The sequence below is a fragment of the Bacillus sp. FJAT-44742 genome, assembly GCF_002797315.1.
Taxonomy (GTDB): domain Bacteria; phylum Bacillota; class Bacilli; order Bacillales; family Marinococcaceae; genus Thalassorhabdus; species Thalassorhabdus alkalitolerans.
Genome location: NZ_KZ454936.1, coordinates 1,064,104 through 1,082,733, shown reverse-complemented (window position 1 = coordinate 1,082,733; position 18,630 = coordinate 1,064,104). Strand labels below are relative to the sequence as shown.

The 18,630-nt window shown below is 40.4% G+C and carries 18 protein-coding genes, 2 pseudogenes and 1 riboswitch; of the genes and pseudogenes, 5 read left to right on the top strand and 15 right to left on the bottom strand.

Annotated elements, in window-relative coordinates; genetic code table 11:
* Window positions 1–171: 171 nt before the first annotated feature.
* On the bottom strand, window positions 172–834 hold the full coding sequence (locus CEF17_RS05535) for a hypothetical protein (RefSeq protein WP_100398646.1): 663 nt from the start codon (window positions 832–834) through the stop codon (window positions 172–174).
* 171 nt (window positions 835–1,005) lie between these two features.
* Between CEF17_RS05535 and CEF17_RS05530 the strand changes: the two are divergent.
* A pseudogene (locus CEF17_RS05530) lies at window positions 1,006–2,259 on the top strand (YeeE/YedE family protein).
* Between the two features lie 73 nt (window positions 2,260–2,332).
* Here CEF17_RS05530 and CEF17_RS05525 read toward each other — a convergent pair.
* From CEF17_RS05525 to CEF17_RS05510, 3 genes are all read right to left on the bottom strand, one after another.
* Window positions 2,333–2,638 carry a hypothetical protein gene (locus CEF17_RS05525; RefSeq protein WP_100398645.1) on the bottom strand — a complete coding sequence of 102 codons (306 nt, stop codon included), beginning with the start codon at window positions 2,636–2,638 and terminating at the stop codon, window positions 2,333–2,335.
* 276 nt (window positions 2,639–2,914) lie between these two features.
* The gene (locus tag CEF17_RS05515; protein WP_442857430.1) at window positions 2,915–3,808 is read right to left on the bottom strand and encodes a manganese catalase family protein; all 894 of its coding nucleotides are present in this window, start codon (window positions 3,806–3,808) and stop codon (window positions 2,915–2,917) included.
* 72 nt (window positions 3,809–3,880) lie between these two features.
* Window positions 3,881–4,093 (bottom strand): YuzF family protein, encoded by a 213-nt coding sequence (locus tag CEF17_RS05510; RefSeq protein WP_232725421.1) that lies wholly within the window; start codon window positions 4,091–4,093, stop codon window positions 3,881–3,883.
* A gap of 360 nt (window positions 4,094–4,453) precedes the next feature.
* Here CEF17_RS05510 and CEF17_RS05505 point away from each other — a divergent pair, with 360 nt between their 5' ends.
* Window positions 4,454–5,770 (top strand): YjiH family protein, encoded by a 1,317-nt coding sequence (locus tag CEF17_RS05505; protein ID WP_100400806.1) that lies wholly within the window; start codon window positions 4,454–4,456, stop codon window positions 5,768–5,770.
* A 325-nt stretch (window positions 5,771–6,095) separates the two neighbouring features.
* Here the strand turns inward: CEF17_RS05505 and CEF17_RS05500 are convergent, their stop codons facing one another.
* Both CEF17_RS05500 and CEF17_RS05495 read right to left on the bottom strand, forming a co-directional pair.
* Window positions 6,096–6,425 carry a hypothetical protein gene (locus CEF17_RS05500; protein ID WP_198508889.1) on the bottom strand — a complete coding sequence of 110 codons (330 nt, stop codon included), beginning with the start codon at window positions 6,423–6,425 and terminating at the stop codon, window positions 6,096–6,098.
* Window positions 6,426–6,975: 550 nt separating this feature from the next.
* Window positions 6,976–7,668: a hypothetical protein gene (locus CEF17_RS05495; protein ID WP_100398640.1), complete on the bottom strand. Its 693-nt coding sequence runs from the start codon at window positions 7,666–7,668 to the stop codon at window positions 6,976–6,978.
* Between the two features lie 273 nt (window positions 7,669–7,941).
* Between CEF17_RS05495 and CEF17_RS05490 the strand changes: the two genes are divergently transcribed.
* Complete coding sequence (locus CEF17_RS05490; protein WP_100398639.1) at window positions 7,942–8,739, top strand: SDR family NAD(P)-dependent oxidoreductase; 798 nt, start codon at window positions 7,942–7,944, stop codon at window positions 8,737–8,739.
* A 45-nt stretch (window positions 8,740–8,784) separates the two neighbouring features.
* Here CEF17_RS05490 and CEF17_RS05485 read toward each other — a convergent pair whose 3' ends face one another.
* The 6 genes from CEF17_RS05485 to CEF17_RS05460 all read right to left on the bottom strand — a co-directional run bounded on the left by CEF17_RS05485 (window position 8,785) and on the right by CEF17_RS05460 (window position 13,609).
* Window positions 8,785–9,951: an alpha/beta hydrolase gene (locus CEF17_RS05485; RefSeq protein ID WP_100398638.1), complete on the bottom strand. Its 1,167-nt coding sequence runs from the start codon at window positions 9,949–9,951 to the stop codon at window positions 8,785–8,787.
* Between the two features lie 205 nt (window positions 9,952–10,156).
* On the bottom strand, window positions 10,157–10,996 hold the full coding sequence (locus tag CEF17_RS05480; protein ID WP_100398637.1) for a polysaccharide deacetylase family protein: 840 nt from the start codon (window positions 10,994–10,996) through the stop codon (window positions 10,157–10,159).
* Complete coding sequence (nfsA, locus tag CEF17_RS05475; RefSeq protein ID WP_100398636.1) at window positions 10,986–11,735, bottom strand: oxygen-insensitive NADPH nitroreductase; 750 nt, start codon at window positions 11,733–11,735, stop codon at window positions 10,986–10,988. Before nfsA ends, CEF17_RS05480 begins: the two co-directional genes overlap by 11 nt.
* 14 nt (window positions 11,736–11,749) lie before the next feature.
* Window positions 11,750–12,724 carry a YbgA family protein gene (locus CEF17_RS05470; protein ID WP_100398635.1) on the bottom strand — a complete coding sequence of 325 codons (975 nt, stop codon included), beginning with the start codon at window positions 12,722–12,724 and terminating at the stop codon, window positions 11,750–11,752.
* 167 nt (window positions 12,725–12,891) lie between these two features.
* Window positions 12,892–13,275: a type II toxin-antitoxin system PemK/MazF family toxin gene (locus tag CEF17_RS05465; RefSeq protein ID WP_100398634.1), complete on the bottom strand. Its 384-nt coding sequence runs from the start codon at window positions 13,273–13,275 to the stop codon at window positions 12,892–12,894.
* Between the two features lie 61 nt (window positions 13,276–13,336).
* Complete coding sequence (locus CEF17_RS05460; protein ID WP_100398633.1) at window positions 13,337–13,609, bottom strand: antitoxin; 273 nt, start codon at window positions 13,607–13,609, stop codon at window positions 13,337–13,339.
* Between the two features lie 212 nt (window positions 13,610–13,821).
* Here CEF17_RS05460 and CEF17_RS05455 point away from each other — a divergent pair, with 212 nt between their 5' ends.
* On the top strand, window positions 13,822–14,382 hold the full coding sequence (locus CEF17_RS05455; RefSeq protein WP_100398632.1) for a hypothetical protein: 561 nt from the start codon (window positions 13,822–13,824) through the stop codon (window positions 14,380–14,382).
* 43 nt (window positions 14,383–14,425) lie between these two features.
* Here the strand turns inward: CEF17_RS05455 and CEF17_RS20820 are convergent, their stop codons facing one another.
* Both CEF17_RS20820 and CEF17_RS05450 read right to left on the bottom strand, forming a co-directional pair.
* Window positions 14,426–14,560, bottom strand: a complete 135-nt coding sequence (locus CEF17_RS20820; RefSeq protein WP_269799441.1) for a hypothetical protein — start codon at window positions 14,558–14,560, stop codon at window positions 14,426–14,428.
* 244 nt (window positions 14,561–14,804) lie between these two features.
* Window positions 14,805–15,509: a YhcN/YlaJ family sporulation lipoprotein gene (locus CEF17_RS05450; protein WP_100398631.1), complete on the bottom strand. Its 705-nt coding sequence runs from the start codon at window positions 15,507–15,509 to the stop codon at window positions 14,805–14,807.
* A 310-nt stretch (window positions 15,510–15,819) separates the two neighbouring features.
* Window positions 15,820–16,006, top strand: a riboswitch (Lysine riboswitch).
* Window positions 16,007–16,176: 170 nt separating this feature from the next.
* Between CEF17_RS05450 and dapA the strand changes: the two genes are divergently transcribed.
* Window positions 16,177–17,064 carry a 4-hydroxy-tetrahydrodipicolinate synthase gene (gene dapA / locus CEF17_RS05445; protein ID WP_100398630.1) on the top strand — a complete coding sequence of 296 codons (888 nt, stop codon included), beginning with the start codon at window positions 16,177–16,179 and terminating at the stop codon, window positions 17,062–17,064.
* Here the strand turns inward: dapA and CEF17_RS05440 are convergent.
* A pseudogene (locus tag CEF17_RS05440) lies at window positions 16,996–18,511 on the bottom strand (IS1182 family transposase). The gene dapA and the pseudogene CEF17_RS05440 sit on opposite strands and share 69 nt — an antisense overlap.
* Window positions 18,512–18,630 lie beyond the last annotated feature (119 nt).

Genomic DNA, 18,630 nt, shown 5'->3' with positions numbered 1-18,630 from the left:
TTTTTAGAAGAAGGGGAGCTCCCTATCTTTTTTGGACTTCAGCACCGTCCTGAAGGTGAGCATTTCGAGCTATTGTCCCTTTTCCTTTTATGCTTCGTCAGACTCTCCCGGATCACTCCTGTACGTTGCTTTTAAGGAGAACAAGGAGCAGGCTCTACCCTGCTCCTTGTTTTACATGTCAGGCAGACTTTTTAAATAGTCCACAACCATACTTGGCTGTTCCTGCAGCGTCCACCCTTTACTTTTCAATTTTTGTTCATGGGACCGATTAAAGGCTTTGACTTCTTCCTGAATATAAAAAATCCAGTCATTCATTTCCTCTTTTCTTTCCTTTGACAGGCTTTCTTCTACTGTACAGCAAAGAAATGAACGGCAAACACTTGTTTTGTAACCAGACGGAAGGCCGCATCCTTGATTTGATACAAAAAATTGACACGTTGAATAACTAAGCTTAGTGTCCTCTTTCTCCATTGGCAACATGGAAGAAGTATTAACCTTTTTAAAAGCAGGATTCACTTCAGCCTCTATTTTTATTGAAAAAGAAGAAACAATAGCCTTAGGATGTTTATATATCGTCTCATAAAAGAAGTTTTTATCCCTATCCGCCATTTTCTTAATCTCGAATAAGGTGAAAACTGGGCTATAGCTGCAACATCCAACCTTTTCTAAAACGTCCTCACCTCTTTGAAAAAATGGATCCGGACACCGAACGCAGGCTGCGGCAGTTATCTGCTTATTGTCTTTATCGATCGTAATCATTTTCCCATACTCTCCCGCTCTCTTTCTGTCTTTTTTTAGTGCCAGGCTTTTTGATACAATCTGTCTGAGTAACATAACTGCTTACACATTTTAAATATGGCTGTCCTTCCTGACAACCCCTTTTCTTTTCCTCTCTACTTAGCAGTCAAAGTATTTTAATTAGTATGTGTATTTTTTTTGGAGTTGACTAAGCCTTACTATGCCGCTAAGATTACTAAATGCAACAAGAAGAGAGGTGGAATTATTATGGAAGCAGAAACAAAAAATAAGCCTGTCACCCTTTCTATCAATAAGTCAGCCCAGTTGCTCCCTCCCCCACAGACTTTACTCACTATCGGTGGGCTTCTCACTGCTATTATGTTGACTTTTATTACCTTACAAATTGCAGACGGGCAGATGGCTCTCTTATTATGGATAGGATTATTACTAGGCTATACTCTTTTTCATTCAAGGTTTGGGTTTACATCCGCTTTTCGAAGGTTCCTTGCCGTAGGAAACGGGGAAGCCATAAGAGCTCATATGGTCATGCTGGCTGTTGCCTCCACCCTATTTGCTCCTATATTGGCTTTTAATCTGAGCTTTTTTGGTGATGATGTTTCTGGTTTAGTATCGCCGGTCGGGGTCAGTGTTATCTTTGGCGCCTTTATTTTTGGCCTTGGCATGCAGCTTGGCGGCGGCTGAGCGTCTGGAACTTTATATTCCGCAGGTGGCGGAAGATCATCCATTTTTATTACATTAGCTGGGTTTATCGCCGGTTCTGTAATCGGTGCATGGCATTTTGACTTTTGGCTAAATGATATGCCTTCATTGCCTGCTATTTCATTGGCAGAAAGTACGGGCCTAGGGTTCCTTGGTGCCTGGGCTGTCCAAATTGCAGCGTTTGCTTTCATTATTTGGCTTACTTTTTATATCGCTAAAAAAAGAAAACCACCCCGCATGGCTGAATTGCCAACGGAGAACGGCTGGAAGAGAATCTTTAGAGGGGCCTGGCCTATTCTTATTGCAGCTGTTGTCCTTGCTGTTCTAAATGCCATTACTCTTTTGACCCGCGGGAGCCCTTGGGGAATCACGTCTGCCTTTGCTCTTTGGGGATCCCAAATCTCCCAGAGCATGGGAATTGATGTCGCATCCTGGTATTACTGGTCTAGAGACGGTATGGAAGAGCAGCTTACACAGTCTGTTTTTCTTGACTCGACAAGCGTCATGAATTTCGGTCTCGTAACCGGGGCTTTTATTGCCTCAGCTGCCGGAGGACTATTCGCTCTTAAGAAAATTCCATTTAAAACAGCTCTTGCTTCTTTAATCGGCGGTCTGTTAATGGGGTACGGAGCAAGACTGGCATTTGGATGTAACATTGGTGCATACTTCAGCGGCATTGCTTCGTTTAGTGTGCACGGATGGGTATGGGCTGTTATGGCCCTTCTAGGCACTTATACAGCCCTTTGGATCATGCCATGGTTCGGTCTGAAAGTTCCGAAGCCAAATGATAAATCTTGTTAAGTAAAACTGTCTTATACGGTAGAGAGCCGTGTAAGACAGTTTTTTTACTTTCTTCTGTGTTAGCATGCACCTTTTATTGCTCTCTTTCTTCTTCCCAGCTCTTGGTTACCTCAAGGTAAGGTCTTAATTTTTTTACATACCTTCTTACTCTGTAATAGACTTCTTTTCGTAAATTAGATGAAGGTATATGAGAGGAGATATTAGAGAGCTCCGGATATACTCCGTAATTATGAAAGAGAACGGGAACCACCATCTTATGAAGGATCCTTCCGGAATGCTGATCAATCACTTCGATGTCTACTTCTGCAACCAAGGACCCTATTTTATCTTCAGGTTTTTTTCTATACACTTGTTGTATATCAAATACATATTGAGGCACACGATCAACTCCTGAGAACATCTCTTGCTTTTTCTATTCCCTTTACCCACACTACCAAACAAAAGGAGAACAGCTGCTTATCATTTTGGGAATTTAAAAAAGAAGCGGGGGGCAAAAACAAAGAATTAATGTTCACTCTCACACTTGGCATCGCATTTTTATTCAAAGCTTTATAATCCCCTATCAAAAACATTAAAAGCTCAGGAACAAAAGAAAAAGGAAAGCTCATAAAAGCTTCCCTTTTTTGCATTTCCTTGCATCATTGTGCTTTTCTGTTTATATTCCGGCGCTTCTTTGCAGTCTTTTTACAATTTCCATAAACTCATCGGGACCGATGCCAGGCGCAAACTCCTCCGGGATTTCTTCTAAGTCAGGTATGGGAGCACCATCCGGAGTGCCTATAACTACCTCCAATTGTCCTCCATCCGGGTGCTGCCCTTTCCATATCTGTGCAATATCTCGGTAATACCTGTCACTCCATGTGTATAGTCTTCTATGAAGTCCCTGTGCTTCATATTTTCTTGCATGGTCAAAAGCTCTGTTATCCAGGTTAGGAATCGGAATCATCTTGGTCATGTCCACACCTGTAGCTACTTCCAATGCTTTAGCATAGGCAAGAACATGAGTTCCTCCTCTTACAAGCAAATACCCTATCATTTCACGAGCAGTTTCATTGGATGTCATTTCATATACTCTCATTTTATGTGTGCGTGCCCCGACTTCAAGGAAAAAGTTATTTACTAAATCCAATATAAGATTTCCGCTGGTAAAGGCGTAATCTCCATTCCAGGGCCTTCCCATGGAATCACTTAACAAAGCAGACTGGGCACTGACAATAAAATGCTGACTGTTTCGTTTGTCTTTGGCTGCCTGCATAGGTGTAATATCCGGATCACCAGGGAAGGTGGTTCCTTCTATCATTAAATTAATTGTATTTGATACTAATTCCACATGCCCAAATTCTTCAGCCGTAATACTGGCAATAATTTCGTAGAACGGCCTTAATTTTTTCTTGTTTCTGAAATTAAAAGATTGGATCATATACGTGTTTAACGTGGACATTTCTCCAAATTTTCCTCCGAGGAGCTCTTGAACAGCCGCGGCCCCGTTAGCATCTGGAGATTTCGGCTTCGGCAAATCAATTGCCAGCTTATCAATTCTCTTAAACAACACAACCCCTCCATTCATAACACGTGTGGTCCTTTTAAGTTGTATGAAAGAGCAGGGTTGTATCATTCTTTTTTAAGAAGGCATCACCCAGACAATTTGTTCGATTCTCACGTAAAACGTTGAACCATGAGATTCTACTACTACATGGTCAGGCATAACATTTTGTATAATACCCTGCACATTTCCTCTCACAGTTTCTATAACCACCCGGCTGCCTCGGATTGAAAGCAGTGTTTGATACACATAAGGGTCTACATTCGTAACAAGCTGTGGAGTTGATTCCATTTTTACCGCCTCCATTTTCTTATTCGAAATAACCTATGTTATAAGAAAGAAAAGAGTGCGTCTGCCTATAAAAAAAGAATGAATGTAGCGTAATATCTCTCTAAATCGCCATGTTTTTGAATATTATATCCAGGACATATTAGTCTTTTAAATTAAAATCTTTTCAAAATTTCCTTTATTTCATAGTCCCTTGATAATTACATGAAACATGTTATTTTTATAATATATTATTTAACTTTATACAGGTTTTATCTTTTCATTCCTACAATAATAAGGTAAAGTTGGATAACTATACAATTATATACGTGAATAGAGGTGTTTTTTTTGGAAAATCAATCAACAAATAGAAATGAGAGTTTTATGCGATTTATTATCCCCTCTCTCATAGGGATTTTTCTTTTTATGATTCCCATTTCTTATGACGGTTCCGTTACAATTCCAGTAGCTATATTAGCTGGAATGGTAGAGGAATTACTTGGGCCTGCCCTCCCTGCTATTGTCACCATTTTAATCGGGCTTGCAGTTGTCGGAACTTTGCTCGCTAAAGTGGCCGCTGTTTCGTGGATTACTAATAATACTTTTTTAGATAATTTATTTTCGGTCACTCCCATTTGGTTTATCGTAAGGATCATTGGATTCATCCTTGCGGTGATTACTTTGTTTCAATGGGGGCCTGAGTGGATCTGGCACGAATATACAGGCGGCTTAATGCTGTTTGACCTTCTGCCTCTTCTCTTTACAGTCTTCTTATTTGCTGGCTTGTTTCTGCCGCTACTCTTGAATTTTGGACTGCTGGAATTTGTCGGCACACTATTAAACAAGATAATGAGGCCCTTGTTTACGCTTCCTGGCCGTTCTTCTATTGATTCTTTAGCGTCTTGGATGGGAGACGGAACAATCGGGGTGCTTTTGACCAACCAGCAATACGAACAAGGTTATTACACGAAAAGAGAAGCTGCCGTCATCGGGACGACATTTTCTGTAGTCTCTATTACTTTCAGTATTGTCATCATTGAGCTTATGGAATTGGGCCATATGATTATCCCTTACTATTTGACCATTGTGGCAGCCGGCCTAGTTGCCGCTCTTATTATGCCGAGAATCCCGCCACTTTCAAGAAAGTCAGATAACTACTATGAAAAGGCAGAACGGAAAGGGAGCAATGACCAGATACCAGAAAATACATCAACTGTCTCTCATGGTTTGCGTCAGGCATCAGCAAAAGCGCAAGAAAACAAATTCCGCACGATAGCTACAGGAGGCGTGAAAAATGTCCTTGATATGTGGCTTGGCGTCCTGCCGATTGTGATGGCACTGGGAACAATTGCTGTTATTATTGCTGAATTTACCCCATTTTTCGTATGGCTTGGTACACCATTTATCCCGCTGTTGGAACTAATGCAGGTTCCTTATGCTGCTGAAGCATCACAGACAATGCTTATCGGGTTTGCAGATATGTTCCTTCCAGCAGTGATTGGAGCAGATATTGCCAGTGAGTTCACGCGGTTTGTGATCGCATGTTTATCTGTAACCCAGCTTATCTATATGTCTGAAGTCGGGGGCTTGCTTCTTGCTTCAAAATTACCAGTAAGGTTTATCGACCTTGTGATTATCTTTATCCAAAGAACTATCATTACTCTTCCAGTAATCGTAGTTATTGCTCACTTTATTTTTTAATCATAAAAGGGATTGGATCAAAACCTTCTCTTATAGATAAAGATTCAGAATGGGACTGCACCCCAAATGGTAGAGTATATAACCTATCATTTGGGGTATTTTTCTTAGACAAAAGTATAGTAATGAGTGTAGACTAAACTTACAAACAGCAAAGAAAACACCGTGAATGCGAGAAATGAAGCTTCAAAGGGCGGGGTCCTTGTTTCTTTATATGCAAGAGAGTAGCCTTTTTACAAGTTACCCCCAATGTAAACATATGATAAAAGAAAAAGGCACTCACTGTTGGTGAATGCCTTTTATCTGGGTTTTCCTATATACTTTTTATTTACTCCGACTTTGACTCGCCGGCTTCAGTTCTTTTCTTTCCATACCAATCATCGAGAACTTTAGCATCAAGCACTTTGTTTTTTACAAATTCTTGCTGTTCTTCATCAAATTGGCTGGTCCAGTCAAGCTCAAGGTCATCAGCCAGGCCGACAATCGTTAATAGTTCCTGCCATGCTACATAGCGCTTATACCAGAAAAATTGCGGCTGCTCGCTCATATATGGGTAAAGATCGTCAAATTCAGTGTGTTTACAATCGATCGTGCGTTCAAACTGTACTTTGGCATCCTGAATCTTCTCTTCAAAGAAAGAACCAATATTCTTTTCCATGTCCTCTCTCACTCTCCCCTTTATCTAATCTCACACGTCCTAATAGGATGATATGATTTAAGATTATTTTGCCATAACCGGCCTATGAAAGCAAAGGAAGATGCATATATAAATAGAAATTTTTTTATACATATGAAAAAATTTCCTTGTCCTGTGAGACACCATCTCCTTTGTCAGGCTATTCTTCATGCCTTGGCCTTCTTTTAATAAAAGGCTTTGTTACATCTTGTTGGTGATTTTCATGAGTATTCTCTTACAGCTAAAAGTAAAAGCGTGACATCCATTATGATTCACTTCGCTCCCATTCCAAGTATCTTCTATGCACCTGAAGGCACAAGTGCCACATCCGCTTAAGCTTCATTTCATTCGCTTCACGGTGTCTTCTATGCCTCGGCATGATTTCAACTTTCTCGGAAAAACCACCCTGTAGCACCTTTAGCTTCTATTAGTGTTGAAGGCTTCTAGCACTACTTATAAAAAATCAACATCAGTCTTTAACAGAGCCTGAAAAAAGAGCTTCCGCATAAGCGTGAAGCTCTCTTCATATTTTTTAGCTGATTTCTTGCAAACGTTTTTCCATCTTTCGAACCTTATAGTCTTCAGCATGAAGGTGTTCAAATTCCTTAAGCCTGCGTCTCATCTTACTTTTTACAGTCACAGCCGGTAGAATCCCCTTATTAATCAAGTATTTTGTAAAGAAATCTACGTGACCGCTTTCATACTTATCATTTTCTTCAACTGCCTCAAGGTAATGATACATTGCATCCTCCAGGCTCTCATACTCAGATACGAAATCACCATACTTCTCCATGCAATATCTATAGTTATTTTCACTTAATTTATTCATAAAAATGGTCATAAACTTCTCTTCATTACCTTCAAAGGTAACTCCCTTTCTTTCTAGAAGCATAATAAAAATAACCATCTCCTTATTGTAAAAAGCGGATGCTTTTCTCATCTCTCTTGTTATATGAATAGACAGGCTTGAACGACCGCTTGATCTTGCATATAGCCGGTTAAGTAAAGCTCTGGCCACTTCCGGTTTCAATAAAAAGCTTGGATGGGCTGTCTTTAAATAGCGATCAATCTCTTGATGAAGAATCTCGTTTGTCTTTTCTTCTTTTTCAATTTCCTTCAGCGACTCAAGACGCTGAAACTCAGCGTATTCACGAATTCTCTCCTTTGTTTCCTCCGCCCATTTTTGTCTTTGCCACGTCATTCTTTCTTTTAATGTTCCCAGCATGAAGACTCCTCCTTTCAGATGAACATTCTCTCTCATGTTCTCTGTCATTTTTCTCTGTTATTTTTAATCCAAAAAGAGTGTACCACAGACCATTTGAAAAGAAAAGCTAGAATTATAAAGTATTTTATCAAAATATGATTCTCATCGAACCTCATAATGATATTTACTAGATTATTACGCCTAATCGTTATTATTGTGGAAGATTCTAATAATTTAATAAACTATCTTTACCGTGATAAACTATACAAGAAGTCAAAAAACAGGAGGGTTATAATGTCTATTTTCCGTGAAGACTCGCTGGCTGGTGAGCATGCTTTAATAACAGGAGCAACTGGCGGAATCGGAAAGGAAACAGCCAGGCTCCTCGCTTCCATGGGAGCAGATATTACAATTACAGGAAGGAATAAAGAAAAGCTTGCTGCCCTTATAGTCGAATTAACAAACAGCAGGCCGGATATATCTATAGCCTCATTTCCTTGTGATATAGGAAATAATGAAGATAGAGAGGAGCTAGTTCACAAAGCAAAAAAGGAAAATGGCAAGGTCACCATACTTATTAACAGTGCAGGTGTGTTAGGTGGGAACGTACTTGAGGAACTCACACAAGATGTGATGGAAAAAGTTATGCACATCAACTATACATCTGCGGTATTATTATCCCAGCTTGTTTATCCTGACATGAAAGAAAGGCAGAAAGGTGCTGTCATCAATGTTTCCTCGCTATCCGGTTTAAGAGGAACCTATGGAAATACTGCTTACGCTGCTTCCAAATTTGCATTGATTGGCTTTACCCACTCTTTTGCAGTTGAAGCCATCCAGCATGGAATTAGAGTGAATGCGGTATGTCCCGGTTATGTAGATACAGAAATGGGGAGCCAGGCTATTGAAAAAGCCGGGAAACGACAACATCGTACTTTGCCTGAACAGCTGCAAAAAGTAAATGCCTCTCTTCCATCTGGAAGGATTACTTCACCTGAGGAAGTGGCTCATACCATTGCCTTTCTGGCTACAGACAGCGCCAAAAACATCGTGGGAGAGTCTGTGAAAATTTCAGGAGGCGGTGTGCTATAACCAAAAAAAAGAGAGCGTTCTTTTTCAAGAAGCTCTCTTATCTCACTACCAATTATGAAACTGAGACCAGGTGGTTCGTCCGATTAAAAAAGCTGCAATCGCATATGCCTCTGCCTCTTCCTTTATTCTTGCAATTCCTTGGGGAGGCTGTTCAACAGCAATTTCAAATTCCTCCGGTACCTCATTTACCTCCCCTGCAAAAGCTTCTCCCAGGAAGCGAACGCTATGGTTCATAGCCATCTCACCGCTCCTCATTACTTCATAGAATGAAACGAATCCGTGCATTACTCCTCTGTATCGCACCGTTTCTACTGGGATCCCATTTTCATGAAGCTTTTTACCGTATAATTCACCTTCATCCCTAAGTGGATCAAACTCAGCAGTAACAATAAATGCTGGCGGAAGTCCATCTATGTCCTTGGCTTCCAGCGGGGAAGTATATGGGTTATACCACATATCCTCTTCCGGTGTATAAGCATCTCTTGCTTTAAGCATGACCTGCCTGGATAATAAATAATATCCGCTGTCATATGCAGTTCTTGAGGCAAACTCTACATCCCGGAATGTTGTCAACGGATAATAAAGAATTTGAGCTGCAATCTCCGGTCCTTCCCGGTCCTTTGCCATCATTGTCACTACAGCAGCAAGGTTCCCTCCGGCACTGTCTCCAATTACGGCTAATTGTGAAGGATCTCCTCCAAGCTCTTCTGCGTGGTCATAAGCCCAGAGTAATGCATCGTAGCTGTCTTCCACGGCCGCAGGGAAAATATGCTCAGGAGCAACCCGGTAGCCAACCCCTATAACAATGGCACCCGTTCTGGCTGCCAGCCCTCTCATAACATTTTCATGAGTGTCAATACTTCCGTAGCCTTCAAGAAAAGCCCCTCCGTGATAATACAAAATGATTGGAGCTTCTTCTACATTTGAATAACGATAGACCCTTAAATCGATTGAGTGGCCATCGGAAACTTCTGTCTCATAATTTTCTCTTAACATCACTACCTCAGGGTTGGATGAACCCGTTGAAGCCAGAAAGGCAGGCGCTTCAATATCTAATGGAATTAAGTTATTATTTACAGCGTGAAGGATAACCGCAGTTTTTGATGGCAGCTTCCCTTGATCGGTGCTCGACCAGAGCTGCACAGATAATATTAAAGCGATTATTACAGCAAACGATGAAAGGATAATTATTTTTAGGCTTTTTTTCCACATATATTCTGTGTCACGTCCCTGAGAGACATGCCCTCCTCCTTCACAGTTGTTCTTAGTTGGTTGTTGATATTGTAATTATATCAAAAACGAAAAAGAAAATCTTTACATTTTCACATTTTATTTTGACACTTTTACATATTTTCTGTTTGTTTAAAACATAAAAAAACTCTGAAGATTTTCATCTCCAGAGTAACGTTGATTTCTACTATCTTTGCAAAGGATAGTCATGTGGATGGACAAATTCATATCCTTCTTCTAACAATTTAGGTACAGCTTTTTTTACCCCTTCAGCGGTCCCGCTTCCCGGCTGGTTCATATGGAGCAAGGGTATAGATCCGGGCCTGCTGTCAAGAAGAGCTTTTTTCACCTCTTCTGCAGAATATGTTGCCCCCGCATCGCCTGCCACATCAAATCCTAACACCTCTAACCCTAACTCTTCAACGATTGCTACGGCAACTTCATCATAGTATGCGGTTCCTGAACGAAAGAAGACAGGCGGTTCACCAGTCAGCTTTGTTAGTTCCTTCTGGGCCTCTCCTACTTCATAATGAACTTCTTCTTCACTTTGTGTGCCTTGTATGCCCCACGCTGTTTGCCCTGAAACAGAAAGAGGAACGTGATCTGTCCCATGATTTTCTATGCGAAAAAGAGGGTTATCCGCCAGCTCTTTCGTCTTTTCAGGATTTTGCTCAGCCCACCTTTTATTAATAAACAAAGACGCCTTTATTCGGTTCTCTATAAGAAATTCAACCAGATCTTCATCATATTGATCCCCTTGCGGTCCTCCGCAGGCATCAAACGTCAGAGCAATGACTTTTTCATCAGTCGCCATGCGATGATAAACTCCTGTTACTTGTTCTCCCCACTCGTTGGGTTTTTGGGAAATCTCCTCTTGCTTGTCCCAACTTCTCTTTTCTTCCCCAATCAATTGTTTGTGACTGTGCAGCGTTTCTGCTTCACGATTTTCGTCATGGTTTTGGCAGGAAAACAACAGGAAACTAATGATAAGAAAAGGAAAAACACCCCATCGATATCTATCTGACATCAAACCCTTTCCCCTCCACAAATTCTTTCATATACGATCGCTTTGGATCTTTCAGCATGGAGGCCATTTGCTCCGACCATCTTTGATTTCTTTTTCCATTTGTCCTTTTTGTATAATAAGCTGATACAATCTCATCAAACTCTCTTAATTCTCCTTCTATCACTTCTTCATTATTGTTATACGTATTTTCATGATAGATATGATGAAGAGGCAGACGAGGTTTCATCTCTGTATCTTTTGTCGGCAATCCTACACATAGGCCAAATAAAGGCAACACCCGATCCGGTGTCTGAAGGAGCTCACTTGCTTTTTCTAAATTATTGCGAATGCCTCCAATGTAACAAATGCCGTATCCCAAAGATTCCGCTGCAATTGCCATGTTCTGGGCCGCTAAAGAGGCGTCAATCAAAGCTACCATAAATTTTTCTGTACTTTCTAAAGAAGGAATCACATTTGTTTCTTCTCTTTTTCCAATGTATTCATGTCTTTTCAAGTCAGCGCAAAAAACAAAAAAATGTCCATTCTCTTCAACATAACTCTGGGGCCCGGCAAGCTCAGCCAATGCTTTTTTCTTGTCTGGATTTGTCACTCCAATAATACTGTAGGCTTGTATGTAGCTTGACGTTGAAGCCTGTTGTGCACATTGGATTAACGTATCAACTGTCTTTTTTGAAAGTGATTTGTTTTCAAATGACCTTACTGAACGGTGGGATAAAATGGTTTCGATCGTTGAATTCATTGTTTCCTCTCTCCTTACGTATACGCTCGTCCCTTTCCGGAGTCGCTAATTTCGACAAGTTCTTCTGGATAAGGCAGAAAAAAACTTTGCCTCAGTAAATATGCTTCCTCAAATCGAACGGCCCAGGATTTCAATATACTGGTAATGCTTGTTAAAGGTATCTTTTTTTCTCTGTACCTTTCTAGCATATCAAGAAAGAAAGCTTTCTCACCAGCATGTAGCCCCGAAGATAAAAAACCAAATACATGCTCACACACATTAATATAACGCTTGGTAGAAGGAGCCTGTTGTAACGCATGTTTTAGTGCAGCTTCATATTTTTCAAACACATTCTCTGCCGGCAGTCTTTCATGATTAGCGGCTATATTTCCAAGCTTTTTCACACTTTTCTGATCATAAGCCATAAGTAAAAATTTTTGTCTGGCATGAAAATTTACTAACTCATGTATCTTTTGCGTGCGTTTCTTTTCCTTAAAGGCAGCTAGAGTAAAAATCTTCGTATAAAAGTGTTCTCTTATCGTAAAATTGCTAAGTCTTCCTTCATCCTCTACAGCACAGCCAGAAAAGTGTGATAAAACTGCTTCAGCAAAAAGTCCGCTCCCCAGTTCCTTAGTCGCTGACCCTTTCTCAGCTCCAGTGTACACCTTAGCATCAGAAATGCCACATGTAGGGGATCTGTTTTTTAAAAGAAATCCATCGACTTCTTGTAAGCTTTTTATAAATCGTTCTGAAAACTTATGCATTTCACCTGTTATATATTTCTTTGAAGAAGGCTGGATCATTTCCTTACTTCCATTATTATCTACAAGGCGAATCGTATCTCTTGGTACCCCTAAGCCGATTTCTACATCTGGACAAACTGGAATGAAGTTCACAAAAGAAGAAAGCCGCTGAATCGTTTTGTTTGGAATCATTTCTCCGTTATATCTGCACGCGTCAAATTCAAGGCACTTGCTCACGACGACTTGCGGTGTCGCAAATTCTCTCATTTTTCTCCCTCCAATACAGACAACTTCCATTGGCTATACCCTTATTTTTATCATTTTAGAAGTTATCTACACGAAAAGAAGAAAATTTAAAGTAACGACAAAAAACACGCCTAAAACGAGGCGTGTTTTTCAAACGAAATATGTAGGGACGTTAATTTATGTAAATCCTAAATATCCATTAATCCTAAACTAATGTCGAGCGCTTTCTTTACTTCTTCCATCATCGCATCGTCAAGATGGGTGATCTTATCTGTCAAACGCTGCTTATCAATAGTCCGAATTTGTTCAAGCAAGATTACACTGTCTCGGTCAAAATCATGCTTGCTTGCATCAATCTCCACATGTGTAGGGAGCTTTGCTTTCTTAATCTGCGCTGTAATAGCTGCAACGATGACCGTTGGGCTAAACCGGTTTCCAATATCATTTTGGATAACTAGTACCGGCCTCACGCCTCCTTGTTCAGACCCTACAACAGGTGAAAGATCAGCAAAAAAGACGTCGCCTCGTTTTACTTTTTTTGAATGGTGATGACCGTGATTCGTATCACTCAACTCATCCGTTCACCTCCTTCACCTGATCCCTTTTCAAAAGGGTATGCAGGGCGAGCAGGCATTATACCCCTTTTTCTTGTAATACTGCCTGCTCTCCGATGGTTAATGCTTCCTCATCTGCTTGTGCAAATTCTTCAGCAATCCCCAAGTTAATCTGGGCCATCTCGAGATACCCTCGTTTCATTTGAAAACGAATGTCGGTGCTTTTCTTTTTTTCAATTTGATTTTCGATTACTTTTCGAAAAAAGGAATCTATTTCCTCTTTTGACAAATGCTCTATTTCCGAAAATATATCTTCCGGAAGCTCCACGGCAATTTGCTGCAAATACGACATAGAAGACGGCCCCCCATGCATCTTTTATTCCCATATTTCATTATAAGGGAAAAAGCCTTAAAAATAAAAGAGGTTTTTTTTATTACCTACATTTTAGCCTAATAACTAAAATATTAACAGGTTTTTTTCTTTTCATTCCTCCCGCATAATTATCGACTTCCTTTTCCAAAATAAGAAAAAGCATCCTGGATCAGGGATAAGGAGGAAAAACCGTGAAAATATACAAATTGCTCTTTGGCTTATTGTGTCTTGTCGCCTTGCTCGGTGCCTGTGGAGAGGGAGCCGTCGATGACTTAGAAAGTGATTTAGAAAGGACTCATTATGAAAAAAATAATGTAACAGACACTACCCCAAATGATAAAGTTCAAAACCAAAAGCGGCTGCAGCATACAAAAGGGTCAGAAGATTATGCTGATCTTTATGAATATTATATAGATCGTTCAAATGCTCACCTTGAAACACTTGCTATGAACATTCATGGAAAAGAAAATGAAAATCTTACTGACATATTAGAGCCTATTGAACAAATGGAAAAGGAAGCAGTGGAACTCCTGGCTCTGCCTGTGCCATTTGAATTTGAAGAGCTTCACGCGATCCATACAAGTAAGATGGCTGAACTAACCCACTTAAAAAATTCCCTTGCCGATTGCTTTGAAGACTCAGATGAACACGAATGTTCTATGGTGGAGGTGCATTTTGACAACATCCTTTTAGCCCATAATCAGATGGAAATCGTTTGGACTGATGTTACAAGGAGAGAGGGAGTATTTTAACCAGGTTCTATATATACAGTTACAGGAATAACATCTTTAGCAATTACTTCCCTTCAAGCATTTTTATGTAATAAATAAAGAACAGAGTAACTCTGTCCTTCCAGTACTGGCGTAGATGACGAAGGATAAGTGAGCAGAAGACAGCAGGATGAAGCATTCGGGATGTGAACCATTTCATAAGGGTTCACTCCTGCCGGCTTCTGAAATATGCGATCTAACCATCTCACAGAACCCGTGGACAAAGTAATTCACTAAAGAAGTATACGTTTTATTTTCTATTTAACAGACTTATGAACTAAAAGAGACTCCATAAAAGCTTATTATTTAATCGTGCTTTTTAATAATGTTCCTTAAGGTTACTCGAACGTTTATCTAACAATAAAAATAAAAAATCAACCTTGGCCTTACACAGAGCTAACAATTTAATAAGGCCAGTTTTCGCCTGGTCGCTGAAATTCGTACTCTATATCCTTCAGGAAATCGTGGAGAGTGTGACTTTCAAATCTTCCTTCACCCTTCTCCGCTGCTCTGATTCTGTTAACTGATTTTCTATCTGTGAAGATATGCAGCTGATCTTCATCCACTACATCTGACAAAAAGCTGTAAATTAAATAATGAACTTTCCTTTTATCGTCCTCATGTGATTGAACTCCTACAAAAAAATGACCTTCTTTTTCCACAACATAGGCTTCATCAATTTCGTCTGCCTGCAAGAGACGCATTTTCATCTCTACATCAGGTTCTTCGTAGCCTAAAGACCCAGGAGTTCCCTCTTTAAAATAGGGCGTTTCCCCAGCCTGAGGACTTTGTCTAATAGTCATTGGCCTCCTTGACCATAGCCGATCCCCACTCCCGAACCTTCTGTCTCTTTTTTCGTGCCAGGTGTCTTCCTCAGTACTTCTTCCATACCGAATAATTTCGCCGGTTTTATCGCCTTCTCTGCCGGGAGCATCATCTGGTATCATCATATCGCTTAAAATACCTTCATGCTTTCTTGCCGACTCTATCCCTAAATCATTATAAGCCTGGTCTTTTCCACGATCTGCACCGATCTCATGCCTTTGTTCAATGACACATCCTGATATTAGAAAAACAAACAATAGTAGTATTGTCAGTTTTTTTATCACGCTTTTTACCTCCTTTCTTCTCTTTTTTATATTTTGCGTTTTATATCTGTGTTAATCCGGGAAAGGATAGAATCAAAGACAATTTTAGGAAGGCAGGTTATCCTGCGCCTCTCTTTCAGGACAGGTATCACTCTTATCTTTCCAGTCTTTACTATTTAAATCAGATGTTTACCATCAAACCTACAAGGGCAAACAACCTGTAAGAACAAGAAAATACAACAAATTTCTTATCAAAACCCATTGCAATTGATCAAAAGGTTTGATACAGTTTCTGTAGAAAATCAATTTTATATCCTGCTTCTTTACTGGAAGTGAGGTTAGAGGCGCGAAGACCATTAGTATGTAACAGGAGGCACATGAGAGCCGTGGAATGTTACAGAAAGGGGGATTTGCCGAAGTGGAGAGCTTCTCATGAACTCGAAGCTGGTTTCGTATTGAATAAATACGTAACTGTCATATAGCGCCAATGACGCGCTGTATGGAGGGCTATCTCACGCATAAACGGTTCTGTAGATTACTGAACGTTATGCAACAATGAGACATCCCTCTCATTGTTGCTTTTTTACGTTCAGGTGTACCAACGACTGACTACGTTGAGAACCTGCCCTCACCCGGTAAAAAGAACTTGGTGAAAAATGAACGATATTTTATGAAGAGGGTGATGTACATGAATTTTGGTCGTGTATTAACAGCAATGGTTACACCATTTGATGAAAATGAAGAAGTAGATTTTAACGCAGTCACAAAGCTTGTAAATCATTTAATTTCAAACGGAACGGACGCACTCGTTGTCGCAGGAACTACTGGTGAATCCCCTACACTTTCAAAAGAGGAAAAGCTTCTTTTGTTCGAACATGTAGTGAAAGTAGTTAGTGGCAGAGTTCCTGTCATTGCCGGTACCGGTTGTAACAATACAAAAGCTTCAGTGGAATTAACTAAAAAAGCAGAACAAGTTGGTGTAGATGCTGTAATGCTTGTTTCTCCTTATTACAGCAAGCCGTCTCAGGAAGGCTTATACCAGCATTTTAAGACTATTGCTCAAGCAACAAACCTTCCAGTTATGATTTATAATATTCCAGGGCGAAGCGTCGTAAATGTTTCAGTGGAAACAACGATCCGCTTGTCCTATATTGAGAATATCGTATCAACAAAAGAAGCGAGCGGTGACTTAGATGCTATGTCCCGCATCGTGGAAGAAACACCTGACAACTTCTCTCTTTACAGTGGAGATGACAGCTTAACTCTTCCGATAATGGCTATTGGCGGAACAGGAATCGTTTCTGTTTCTTCACACATTTTAGGAAATGAAATGCAGGAAATGGTTCAGTCCTTTTTACAGGGGCATCCTCAGTTTGCAGCCAAAAGACATCGACAGTTGCTGCCGCTTATGAAAGCTATGTTTGCAGCTCCAAGCCCTGTCCCAGTTAAGGCTGCTTTAGAGCTGAAAGGTATCATTTCAGGAGATGTTCGTCTTCCAATGGTTCGTTTAAGTGAAGGGGAAATGAATGAGCTCCGCACTACTCTTCAACCTAAGGCTACGTTTTATGTAAGCTAATAAAATAAAAAGCTTGCCATTCGGCAAGCTTAGATTGTCGAGAAGAGGCTGGGACAAAACAGTCTCTGAAATGAAATAAAAGGTGTCAGTTATCGATTTTCGATAGCTGGCACCTTTTTGGTGATCAGAATTGGGATGATGGGGCTTATGGGCGGTGTACTTTCTCAAGTTCACCGCCAGTAATGCAAATCCAATTTCGTTTTTCACCTGTTTTTTTCCTCTCACCGACATTCGGGTGAAACGCAAATTAGCCTTCAGAAATCCGAAGGTTGGCTCCACAACGACCTTACGCTTCCCGTAGAGCTCGCCGGTTTCTTCGTCTGAAAGCATTTCTTGAATATAGGCTTTTTGATTTTCCCACTTCTCATTATAATAAACCTTGCGGTTACTTCCTTCCTTGGCTTTCGTACACTGAGAACGAAGTGGACATTCCAAACAATCTTTACTTTCATAAACCTTAAACTTACGTTCAAATCCTGATTTATCTGTTCTTGTCGACCAAGCTCAGTTTCTTATCATTCGGACAGGTAAAAGAATCGGTCTCCTGGTCAAAGATCCAGTTACTTACGTTGAATGGGTTGTTCTTATATGCTTTTTTCTTCTCTTTGCGATACATGCTGTATGTGTTGAGTGGGGTTCGCTGACGATTGTTAAACACGTCTTCATAATTCTGTTCACTTCCATAACCCTCATCAGCCACAATATAAGATGGCAAAGAGAAAAAATCTTCCTCAATTGTGTCCAAAAAAGGGATGAACGTCCGGGTATCAGTAGGGTTTGGAAAGATATCGTAAGCAAGAGCGTACTGGCTTTCGGTTGCAATCTGCAGATTATACCCGGCTTTTAGTTGCCCATTCTTCATATAGTCGTCCTTCATCCGCATAAAGGTGGCATCATGATCCGTCTTTGAGTAACTGTTTCGCTCTCCCAGGATCGCAAGATCCTGCATATATTTATGTTTGCGTAAAACAAAATCCTTAAACTGCTTACGATATTGTTTGGGTGTTTTTCGTTCTGATCGAAGCTGCTTGCGCACTTTCGTATCTGTCGATTCTTCGATTCGCTTATCAAAATCTTCAACGGTTTCCTCAAGCTCTTGTACGACCTCTTCGAGCTCTTCAGAAGATAATTCCTCGAGATTCTCCCGTTCGATGGCAGGAATGATATCCTGGTTTAGCAGCTCCTCATAAAGTTGATTCGACTTTTCCACTGAGCCGGCGCTGTACCTTTCAACGGATTTACGCCAGACAAAAGTAAATTTATTCGCGTTTGCCTCCACCTTTGTGCCATCAATGAAGATTGCCTCATCATCAATCAGCTTTTCTTATGCTTCATCCGGTATAGTTTCCACGAGATCATTGACCGCAAAAGCAACATCATTTTCCTGGAGTTTATAAAAAAGGTCCATCGGCAAAACGACTTGATTCATGTTATAATCTTTAAATATAAGGATACCTCCGATTCTGTTAGGTTGTGGTGGTTTAACTTTATCAGAAGGTATCCTTTTTGTGTACATAGACGTTGATTGTTCAAACATCACAAGACGCCTGCAGGAAAAGCAAGAGC

What these genes read in the sequence shown, in the direction of transcription:
- CEF17_RS05535 (WP_100398646.1), bottom strand. Translation starts at nt 834, where the DNA reads ATGTTACTCAGACAGATTGTATCAAAAAGCCTGGCACTAAAAAAAGAC.
- CEF17_RS05510 (WP_232725421.1), bottom strand. Translation starts at nt 4,093, where the DNA reads ATGGAATCAACTCCACAGCTTGTTACGAATGTAGACCCTTATGTGTAT.
- CEF17_RS05505 (WP_100400806.1), top strand. Translation starts at nt 4,454, where the DNA reads ATGCGATTTATTATCCCCTCTCTCATAGGGATTTTTCTTTTTATGATT.
- CEF17_RS05500 (WP_198508889.1), bottom strand. Translation starts at nt 6,425, where the DNA reads ATGGAAAAGAATATTGGTTCTTTCTTTGAAGAGAAGATTCAGGATGCC.
- CEF17_RS05495 (WP_100398640.1), bottom strand. Translation starts at nt 7,668, where the DNA reads ATGCTGGGAACATTAAAAGAAAGAATGACGTGGCAAAGACAAAAATGG.
- CEF17_RS05490 (WP_100398639.1), top strand. Translation starts at nt 7,942, where the DNA reads ATGTCTATTTTCCGTGAAGACTCGCTGGCTGGTGAGCATGCTTTAATA.
- CEF17_RS05485 (WP_100398638.1), bottom strand. Translation starts at nt 9,951, where the DNA reads ATGTGGAAAAAAAGCCTAAAAATAATTATCCTTTCATCGTTTGCTGTA.
- CEF17_RS05480 (WP_100398637.1), bottom strand. Translation starts at nt 10,996, where the DNA reads ATGTCAGATAGATATCGATGGGGTGTTTTTCCTTTTCTTATCATTAGT.
- nfsA (WP_100398636.1), bottom strand. Translation starts at nt 11,735, where the DNA reads ATGAATTCAACGATCGAAACCATTTTATCCCACCGTTCAGTAAGGTCA.
- CEF17_RS05470 (WP_100398635.1), bottom strand. Translation starts at nt 12,724, where the DNA reads ATGAGAGAATTTGCGACACCGCAAGTCGTCGTGAGCAAGTGCCTTGAA.
- CEF17_RS05460 (WP_100398633.1), bottom strand. Translation starts at nt 13,609, where the DNA reads ATGTCGTATTTGCAGCAAATTGCCGTGGAGCTTCCGGAAGATATATTT.
- CEF17_RS20820 (WP_269799441.1), bottom strand. Translation starts at nt 14,560, where the DNA reads ATGAAATGGTTCACATCCCGAATGCTTCATCCTGCTGTCTTCTGCTCA.
- dapA (WP_100398630.1), top strand. Translation starts at nt 16,177, where the DNA reads ATGAATTTTGGTCGTGTATTAACAGCAATGGTTACACCATTTGATGAA.